11 protein-coding genes are annotated in these 8,576 nt (G+C 42.1%); 8 read left to right on the top strand and 3 right to left on the bottom strand.

Annotated features, from left to right (window positions below):
- Positions 1-120: 120 nt before the first annotated feature.
- Positions 121-1,272: a glutamine-hydrolyzing carbamoyl-phosphate synthase small subunit gene (carA, locus tag IQ264_RS29805; RefSeq protein ID WP_193985854.1), complete on the bottom strand. Its 1,152-nt coding sequence runs from the start codon at positions 1,270-1,272 to the stop codon at positions 121-123.
- Between the two features lie 215 nt (positions 1,273-1,487).
- On the opposite strand from carA, the gene IQ264_RS29800 reads away from it, so the two are divergent.
- From IQ264_RS29800 to IQ264_RS29790, 3 genes are all read left to right on the top strand, one after another.
- On the top strand, positions 1,488-2,336 hold the full coding sequence (locus IQ264_RS29800; protein ID WP_193985849.1) for a retropepsin-like aspartic protease family protein: 849 nt from the start codon (positions 1,488-1,490) through the stop codon (positions 2,334-2,336).
- Between the two features lie 246 nt (positions 2,337-2,582).
- Complete coding sequence (locus IQ264_RS29795; protein ID WP_193985848.1) at positions 2,583-3,341, top strand: peptidylprolyl isomerase; 759 nt, start codon at positions 2,583-2,585, stop codon at positions 3,339-3,341.
- 146 nt (positions 3,342-3,487) lie between these two features.
- Entirely contained in the window at positions 3,488-4,192 is a 705-nt protein-coding gene (locus IQ264_RS29790; RefSeq protein WP_193985847.1) for an NAD(P)H-dependent oxidoreductase, read from the top strand.
- 83 nt (positions 4,193-4,275) lie between these two features.
- Here the strand turns inward: IQ264_RS29790 and IQ264_RS29785 are convergent, their stop codons facing one another.
- Complete coding sequence (locus tag IQ264_RS29785) at positions 4,276-5,559, bottom strand: chloride channel protein (RefSeq protein WP_193985846.1); 1,284 nt, start codon at positions 5,557-5,559, stop codon at positions 4,276-4,278.
- 291 nt (positions 5,560-5,850) lie between these two features.
- Here IQ264_RS29785 and IQ264_RS29780 point away from each other — a divergent pair, with 291 nt between their 5' ends.
- From IQ264_RS29780 to IQ264_RS29770, 3 genes are read left to right on the top strand one after another with little or no spacing between them, the layout of a single operon-like run.
- Positions 5,851-6,039: a hypothetical protein gene (locus IQ264_RS29780; protein ID WP_228061918.1), complete on the top strand. Its 189-nt coding sequence runs from the start codon at positions 5,851-5,853 to the stop codon at positions 6,037-6,039.
- Entirely contained in the window at positions 6,009-6,314 is a 306-nt protein-coding gene (locus tag IQ264_RS29775; protein ID WP_193985845.1) for a DNA-binding protein, read from the top strand. Before IQ264_RS29780 ends, IQ264_RS29775 begins: the two co-directional genes overlap by 31 nt.
- A 14-nt stretch (positions 6,315-6,328) precedes the next feature.
- On the top strand, positions 6,329-6,475 hold the full coding sequence (locus IQ264_RS29770; protein WP_193985842.1) for a hypothetical protein: 147 nt from the start codon (positions 6,329-6,331) through the stop codon (positions 6,473-6,475).
- Here the strand turns inward: IQ264_RS29770 and IQ264_RS29765 are convergent.
- The gene (locus IQ264_RS29765; RefSeq protein ID WP_193985840.1) at positions 6,464-6,667 is read right to left on the bottom strand and encodes a hypothetical protein; all 204 of its coding nucleotides are present in this window, start codon (positions 6,665-6,667) and stop codon (positions 6,464-6,466) included. The two genes, IQ264_RS29770 and IQ264_RS29765, sit on opposite strands and share 12 nt — an antisense overlap.
- A 20-nt stretch (positions 6,668-6,687) precedes the next feature.
- Between IQ264_RS29765 and IQ264_RS29760 the strand changes: the two genes are divergently transcribed.
- Both IQ264_RS29760 and IQ264_RS29755 read left to right on the top strand, forming a co-directional pair.
- The gene (locus IQ264_RS29760; RefSeq protein WP_193985838.1) at positions 6,688-7,143 is read left to right on the top strand and encodes a DUF732 domain-containing protein; all 456 of its coding nucleotides are present in this window, start codon (positions 6,688-6,690) and stop codon (positions 7,141-7,143) included.
- Positions 7,144-7,420: 277 nt separating this feature from the next.
- Positions 7,421-8,512, top strand: a complete 1,092-nt coding sequence (locus IQ264_RS29755; RefSeq protein ID WP_322744831.1) for an iron-containing alcohol dehydrogenase family protein — start codon at positions 7,421-7,423, stop codon at positions 8,510-8,512.
- Positions 8,513-8,576: the final 64 nt, after the last annotated feature.

Below are 8,576 nucleotides of genomic sequence, written 5' to 3'. Positions count from 1 at the left end.
GACAAGGGGACAAGGGGAAAATTTAATTCTCCCCTGCTCCCCTGCTCCTCTGCTCCTCTGCTCCTCTGCTCCCCTGCTCCTCTGCTCCTCTGCTCCTGTGCTCCTGTGCCCCTGTGCCCCCTAAACAGCGGTAGCTTGGCGATTTTCGCGCATTGATTGGACGAACTGTTCAAACAGGTAGTCAGCGTCATGGGGGCCGGGGCTGGCTTCTGGGTGATATTGTACAGAGAACATTGGTAGAGATTTGTGGCGTAAGCCTGCGACGGTGCGATCGTTTAAATTAAGATGAGTAATTTCCACATCGGCATCGGGAATTGTATCTGGATCGATCGCAAAACTATGATTTTGGCTAGTAATCTCAATTTTTCCCGTCAAACCCGCAGGTTGATTTAAGCCACGATGACCAAATTTTAGTTTATAAGTATCACCACCCAAAGAAAGACCTAAAATTTGGTGTCCCATACAAATACCAAACACAGGTTTTTCCGCTTTCAGTAAAGCCTTTGTAGTTTCAATTCCTTCTATATTTGCCGCTGGATCGCCAGGGCCATTAGAAAGGAAAATCCCATCTGGATTATATTTTAAAATCTCTTCTGCTGGTGTATCTGCCGGAACCACAATTACCCGACAACCATAACTAGCTAAACGGCGGAGAATATTCTTTTTCACGCCGAAATCTAGCGCCACAACTGTAAAAGATTCATCAGTTTTTTCTACTAGTTTAAACTCCCAAACTGGGTTAGTAGGTTCAGACCATTCATAAATCTGACGAGTGGTAACATTTTTAACTAAATTTAATCCAGCCATACTCGGAGCAGCTTTTACTTTAGCAAGTAACTCAGATGGATCGAGAATTTCAGTAGAAATTCCCCCATTCATTGCCCCAAATTCCCGAATTTTCCGAGTTAAGGCACGGGTATCAATCCCATAAATTGCCGGAATATTGTGTTGTTTCAAATAATCAGGTAAAGATTGAGTAGAACGCCAATTGCTGGGACGGGCGCAGATGTTACGGGCAATAGCACCTCGGACTTGGGGATGTTCTGATTCTTCGTCTTCGGGATTAATACCTGTGTTGCCTAGTTCGGGATAAGTAAAAAGCACAATTTGACCGCAGTAACTAGGGTCAGTTAATACTTCTTGATATCCAGTGATGCCAGTGTTAAACACTACTTCTCCAATAGTTGTTCCTGGCGCACCGAATGACCAACCCCGAAAAGTTGTGCCATCTACTAAAACAAGCAGTGCTGGTTGAGCATCTAAAAGTGGCATAGTTTTCTGTCTTTTATTCGTAGCGATGTCAATATTACACGACCTTTGATAGTTGTAAAGTTTTTCTTCCGATTAATGTTGGGATTTGATTACATTCTCTTTTTTATGTATAAAAGTTTAAATTTCGATTTTTTTGGCTTTGGGCAAGGTTAGATTAGGTGCAGAGGAGAGTTTAGCTAAGAATTTGTTAAGCAAAATATCAACAAAAGTTCTTTATGGAAAAAGTTGCTCGCGATCATAGTTTATTAATCTTACTTTCGGGAATGATAGCAGTGGTGAGTATGGCTTGTAGTAGTGATAATGCTACTCAAAGTCCGAATGTTAAAGTTGAGTCGAAAGTAAATGCTTTGGTGGCGAAACCGAAAACTGTAGTGCTGGAGCAGAAGCAGGAGCAAGTAGCGGTGGGGGATAGTTATGAAGAAGCGATCGCCAAAGCTGCCCGTGCTAAAAGTATAGGAGAATCTGCCCAATCCCGCGATGATTGGAAATTAGTCAACACCCAATGGCAAAAAGTGATGCAACTGCTTAAAGCAGTACCAGCTTCTAGCCCCAATTATGCCAACGCTAAAGCCAAACTCAAAGAATATCAAGAGCAAGCTGATTACGCAGCTAAACAAGCAGACCCTAAAATTAAACCAGTTTCTCTAGCAAGTAAATGTACTACGAAAGTTAGCACTAGTGAGCCGTCTGGTACAGTAATTCGCGTACCAATTAAACGGCGAGAATTTGGCACTTTGGTAATTGATGTCACCCTGACTAACACAAATATTAAGCAGACTTTTGAGATGATGTTGGATACAGGGGCTAGTGGTACAGCAATTACTCAAGAGATGGCAGCAAGATTGAACGTAGAAACTGTTGCAGTAGCAAAGGTAAATACTGCTGCTGGTGGTGCTTTAATTGGTGTCGGTTGTCTGGATGCTGTACAAGTAGCTGGTGCTTCGCTGAAAAATGTCCCTGTAGGGATTCCACCCGGATTGAGCATTGGGCTACTGGGGCAAGACTTTTTCTCCCGCTATGATATGACCATCAAAAATAATTTTGTCGAATTCCGCGTGCGGTGACAAGGGGACAAGGGGGCTGGGAGGGTTTTGAGTTTTGTTAGCGTAGCGGTGCGTAGCACGTTTTGAGTTTTGAGTTAGGGAGAAAGTTTGGGAAGTTTTGAGTTTTGAATCCTACTTCCTCTGCTCCTCTGCTCCTCTGCTCCTCTGCTCCTCTGCCTTCTTAGGGCTACCGAAGTCGCAGAAGGTCACAACAGCCATAAAATTAATAAGGGCAAGCAAATTAATTGTGTAAAATCTGGCTAATTCATGACTTCCCAATCATTTCTTATTGTTGATGACCAACCCATTTTTTTGGAACAAGCTTTGCGATATCTGCAAAGTTGTGGCAAACTTGGGATTTTTATCGGGGATATTCTGCGACAACACATTATTGAGCAAGAACAACTAAAGCAGGGCGATCCTCAAATTGAAAATGCACTTGTGGAACAGGCAATAATTGATTTTCGGATTCAAAGTCAGTTGACTGATCCTAAGCGTTTCCAAGAATGGCTAACTAGTAAGGGTATAGATTACCCAACTTTTCACAATCAGTTTGCTTTTAATTTTAAGCTAGACAAACTGAAGGCTCAAGTAACTTCAGCGCATTTGCAAAATTATTATAACGATCGCAAAATTTTTCTAGACCGTGTGGTTTTGTCGCGCATTATTGTCGATAATCCAGAGGTGGCAGAAGAACTGCGCGAGCAAATTGAGACTGGTGATACTTTTGAACAAGTGGCGCGAGAGCATTCTTTGACTGAGGAGCGTTTAGCTAATGGTATGATGGGCGCTATCAGTATGGGAACTTTACCGGAACCTCTCCAGAGTGAGGTAAAGAAGGCCGAAGTTGGGACTATTTTAGGGCCTTTACAAGTGGAAGGACGTTGGGGTTTGTTTCGTGTTGAGCAGTTTTTACCTAGTTCTTTAGAAGATGTTCAAGTAAGACAAGCATTGCAAAATGAGTTGTTTGAACGTTGGTTAGGGGAAAGACTGCAAAAGCTAAATGTGAAGTTGCAAGTTAGTTAATATCGATTTTGAGTAGAGGCGTTTCATGAAACGTCTCTACAGTCTGTTAAATATTAGGGGCAGATAAGTTGATTTTTCCAGTATATTTATCCTTTCTTCTGCTCCCAGGTTTGATAATCAAAATTGCCATAAATGCAGCAAAACTTATGAAAGTATTTATTGTCCACGCCCACGCTGAATCCCAAAGTTTTAATGGTAGCTTAACTCGTCATGCTAAAAAAGTGTTAGAAGCCGCAGGTCATGAAGTGATAATTTCTGACCTTTACGCAATGAATTTTAACCCTGTTTCCGATCGCCATAATTTCACTTCCCAGAAAAACCCGGATTACTTCAAACAGCAAATAGAGGAAATGTACGCCACTGAGGTTAACGGTTTTGCTTCTGATATTCAGGCGGAAATCGAAAAATTAGAATGGTGTGATGTGTTAATAATGCAATTTCCTTTGTGGTGGTTTTCCTTACCTGCCATTCTCAAGGGTTGGGTCGATCGCACTTTTGCAATGGGTAAAATTTACGGCGGTGGTAAATGGTATGACAACGGAGTTTTTCGGGGCAAAAAGGCGATGCTCTCCTTAACTACTGGAGGGCCGGAAAATATGTATACTGCGATCGGGATTAACGGAAATATTAACGAAATCCTCTTTCCCATTCATCACGGAATTCTCAGGTTTGTCGGCTTTGATGTATTGCCACCTTTTATTGCTTGGGCGATTGCTCATGCAGATGAAGAAAAACGCCAAGCTTACTTAAATGCTTATCAAGAAAGATTGTTGAAAATTGCAGAAACAGAACCAATATTTTATCCATCTTTGAGTGATTATGACGATCGCTTTCAACTGAAAAGCAAATAATTTTTGGGTATGGGGGACTGGGGAAGATTAAATTAAAAATGGTTTAAGATGGGTTATCGGACTCAGGCGATCGATACTACTAACTAAAACGGCGTTTCAGGAACTGAGTTACGGGCGCGTTGAGTCGGAATTAATGAGATTTTCATGGTCAGAAGGAAACTGACGATCGTTGCCACTGTGATCATCGGAATCAGATCCGTATTGGAAATCACGGATAGGATGACGGGAATACTCACGGGCGTTTTCATGACAGCAACAGTGACGGCTGCCATCATACAAAGCATAGCGACAGAAGGAGGGACATAAGGAACCAGCAAACTCACACCCATGCCAATGGATGCCCCAATAAAGAATAAGGCAAAGATATATCCCCCGCGAAAACCGCAATGTAGACATAAACTGACTGCTATCATTTTCGCGATCGCACTTAGCAGCAGTAACTTCCATCCGACTTGGGCACCAGTATCAATAATGATTTGAATTTCCCGTTCTCCATAAAATAGCGTTAACGGAAAAACTCCTGCAATCAGTCCAATTCCCAATCCACCCAAGGTAGTCAGCAGAATCGGATGAATGGGAACAGCTTGGATGAAATGCTGAGTCCGGCTGAAAATAAAGATGAACAAGGTTGCCGCCGCCGCCCCAATCATGCCCAACAAAACCGCAAAGATCAGGTGGCTGGGATGAAAAGCTGGGTAGGAATGGAACTCGTAAAAACCGCCGATTGTGCGTCCGGTACAGCTACGAAAGATGGCAAAACTGATTACAGTCGATACCATGACGGGAATCAGTGCTTCATAGTACTCCAACCCAAATCGGTGAGGTAACTCCAGAGCCAGTATTGCACTACCAAGGGGAGAACCAAAAAAAGCTCCCAAGGCAGCTCCCATGCCGCAAAATGTCAAAACTCGCGTGTTCCCTTGGGAAAGTTTCAGTTTGTCACTAAACCAACTGCCAATGCTGCCGTTGATATCGACTAAAGGGCTTTCTGGGCCAGCACTGCTACCAAAAATGAGTGACAGCAAGGATGCCACAATCATTCCAGGTGTTTTTCGATAATCAATTCGCCCCTCATTATGGATTTCATCAATTGCGGTATTGATCCCACTAGGAGCACCCAGGTAATGGACACTTAGCCCAACCAGAAAACCACCAATCGTGGTGAAAATCCAGGCAAAACGTTGAAATTTAGCGGGATTCCACTGTAATGCAGTGGGTAAAGTAGTCCACAACGTTTGCAGTCCCCACTGTAAGAGAAAGTAATAGATGGTTGCTAGACAACCGATCCCAATACCAAGACAGACGGCATAAAAGAGAAGCCTGTTGAATGTTAGTCGATGGTTTTCGAGTCTTGGGGGTTTGAACATGATATCTGTTGATTTATCAAGTTTATCTATAATAATGTGTGAGTTACCGTAATTTTGGACAGATTAAACATTTCAGAGCTTTTAATGGTTAATTATGACGATCGCTTTCAATTGAAAAGCAAGTAATTTTTGGGGACTGGGGATTAGGGACGTTCGGCTGAGCGTTCGACTGATCTCACGCCGAAGTCGCTCACGTCGAAGCCTGGGGACTAGGAAAGATTAAATCGAGGGAGAACATCATCATTTAATGTAATTCACCTAACAACAACCGAAAAAGCCGACTTATTTGTAATGCGTGACGATGAATTTTCTCATTCCCAAATGTCTCGCCGTCAGTTACACATTCCTGACAATGATGTTAATAAATCATTCTATATTTGTTCGCCTGAAGATACAGTTTTACAAAAACTTGTTTGGTTCCGCATGACTGCTAGGGAGTCGCAAAAGCAATGGCGTGTAGAAACTACCACGACTACTTGATAAAATCCCTTCAAGAGTCCGAAAGAGCCGCTGGCAATATCGAGGTTGCCTTGGAATTAGAAGAAAAAGATCCTGAAGTATTACGTCTGACACTCAAGGATGTTATGGATGCTCGTTTACAGATGAATAATCTTTCGGATATAGCTAAACAAAACTATGCCAAACTCGATCAAATTTTGGCTGAAACAGGAGGTACTGAAATTTATACTTTAGTAGCTCTGTTGGATTCGTTGGGATTGCGGTTAACTGTAACTGTGCAGGAGAATAATCAATAAAAATATTGCAGAGTATGGAATGGAAAAATTGGTCTAATTTCCCATTCACACAACATGAACTATTACCCAGTAAACCCGGAATTTATGGGGTTTGGGATACAGAAGAACTAGTTTGGTATGTTGGTCGATCGCTTAAAAAAACTATACAACTAAATGAATAAATAAACCTTGTCTAGGAAATATAAATTTTTATTTACATCAACTGAGAAAACGATCGCTTTCTCGAATACTTTTGTCACATTGAAAAAAGAAAAAACTGTCCGTAAAAACTCGCTGGATAGCTTCAATAAAGTAAATCGATTATCAGCATTTACCTCGATGTCATCCAATAGATTACCAGCAATGATGGACATATCAGATTCAATAAAACAAAATGAAAAAAGCATTATCAGGGATTGCATTACTTATTAGTACCAGTATCATCCAGATGCCAACCTACGCCCAGAATCGTTATTATATGGGTGAAATACAGGGAAATCGTGCAGATTTAGCAACGAATTTTAGTGACAAAAAAAGTGTTGTTGTTGCTCAACTCGCTCTCAACAAAGATCAAGAATTTCTTAATGATTATCGCAGTTTAGCAGCCGGACAATCACACTCAGCATTGCTGCTCAACATCTTAAACCAAAATCCGAATGGACATATTCGCTTAGCTCAGAATCTTTGCACTTCTTTAAAAAAAGGGAAAAGTGAACAAGAGTTAATGCAAAATTGGGTTAATTATTGGCGAAATTCGCCTCAAGAAGTAGTGCAAGCGGCTATTCAATCGGGAAACATCATGTTTTCAATTGCACCTAAACATTACTGTCCAGAGTTTTCCAGTCGTTGATTAGTTTCTTAAACCATATTTATGACAAATATGATTGATGACGGACTTAGGCGATCGCCTTTTGATTACTTATCAAACCCAGGCTAGAAATGACATTCTACCCTTAAAGCCAGAGATTTCGACAAGCTGACTTAACCACCATAAATCAATATCTTGTAACAATTGGGCTTTTGATGGTTATGATTCCCTAAGAGAATGCCAAAATGTTAATTAGCTAACATAGTCTTGTTGTAATACCGATTAATCTTTGCCATAAGTGTTTACTTCAACTACATCAGTGTCTCGTCTTGCCATTGCCCCAAGCCAAGTAATCCGCTGCACCCTAGCCCAGGGTGGGGAAGCGATCGCACGGATAGGCAAACAACCCCTGGTGGTCGGGGGTGTACAATCTCTCGCCGTAGTTCAGCCGCAGTTGCAGTTAATATTAGAACAACAACAGCTAAGTACTGCCTTTGCCCACTACAGTCCAGATTGTTCCGAATCTACTTTGGCATCCTTAAAAGCAAAGGTAAAACAGCATCAAGCTGACATGATTATCGGTGTCGGTGGTGGTAAAGCTTTGGATACCGCCAAACTCTTAGCGCACCAATGTCAGATTCCTGTTGTCACCATACCTACATCAGCGGCAACTTGTGCAGGTTGGACAGCCCTTTCTAACATTTACTCGGAACAAGGTGCTTATCTCTACGATGTACCTTTAGAACGTTGCCCCGATTTATTATTGTTGGATTACGGCTTAATTGAAACTGCGCCACAACGGACTTTAGTTGCGGGAATCGGTGATGCTTTGGCTAAATGGTACGAAGCATCGGTTAGCAGTGGAAATTCTCAACAAACCTTTATCATTGGCGCAGTTCAACAAGCCAGAGTTTTACGAGATATTTTATTTCAAAAGTCTCACGCCGCCTTACAAGAACCAGGGGGCGAAGTTTGGCGAGAAGTTGTTGATGCCACTGTGATGTTAGCAGGTGTGATTGGTGGGTTAGGTGGGGCGCAATGTCGCACTGTGGCTGCCCATGCTGTACATAATGGATTAACTCACATTCTGGCTGCCCATGATACTTTGCATGGTGAGAAGGTGGCTTACGGAATTTTGGTGCAACTGCGTTTGGAGGAAATGTTGCAAGGTAATCAGTTAGCGGCTGCGGCGAGACAACAGTTGTTAAAGTTTTATGCGGAAATTGGTTTACCGCAATCTTTGGATGATTTAGGTTTGGGGAATATTACTTTGACTGAGTTGCGCCAAGCTGCGGAAATTACCTGTTCTCCTAATTCTGATATTCATCACTTACCTTTCGAGGTTACGCCCGATCATTTGATGGCAGCAATGGTGTCTACGAAGATTCAGGAAGAGGCGAGGAAGAAGTAGGTAGGGGAGATGGGGAGATGGGGGGATAATTTATTTAACTACATCTTCAATTCTCCCTACCCCC

The sequence above is a fragment of the [Phormidium] sp. LEGE 05292 genome (assembly GCF_015207735.1).
In the GTDB taxonomy this organism is placed as follows: domain Bacteria; phylum Cyanobacteriota; class Cyanobacteriia; order Cyanobacteriales; family Aerosakkonemataceae; genus Floridanema.
This window is presented reverse-complemented; position numbering and strand designations above follow the sequence as displayed.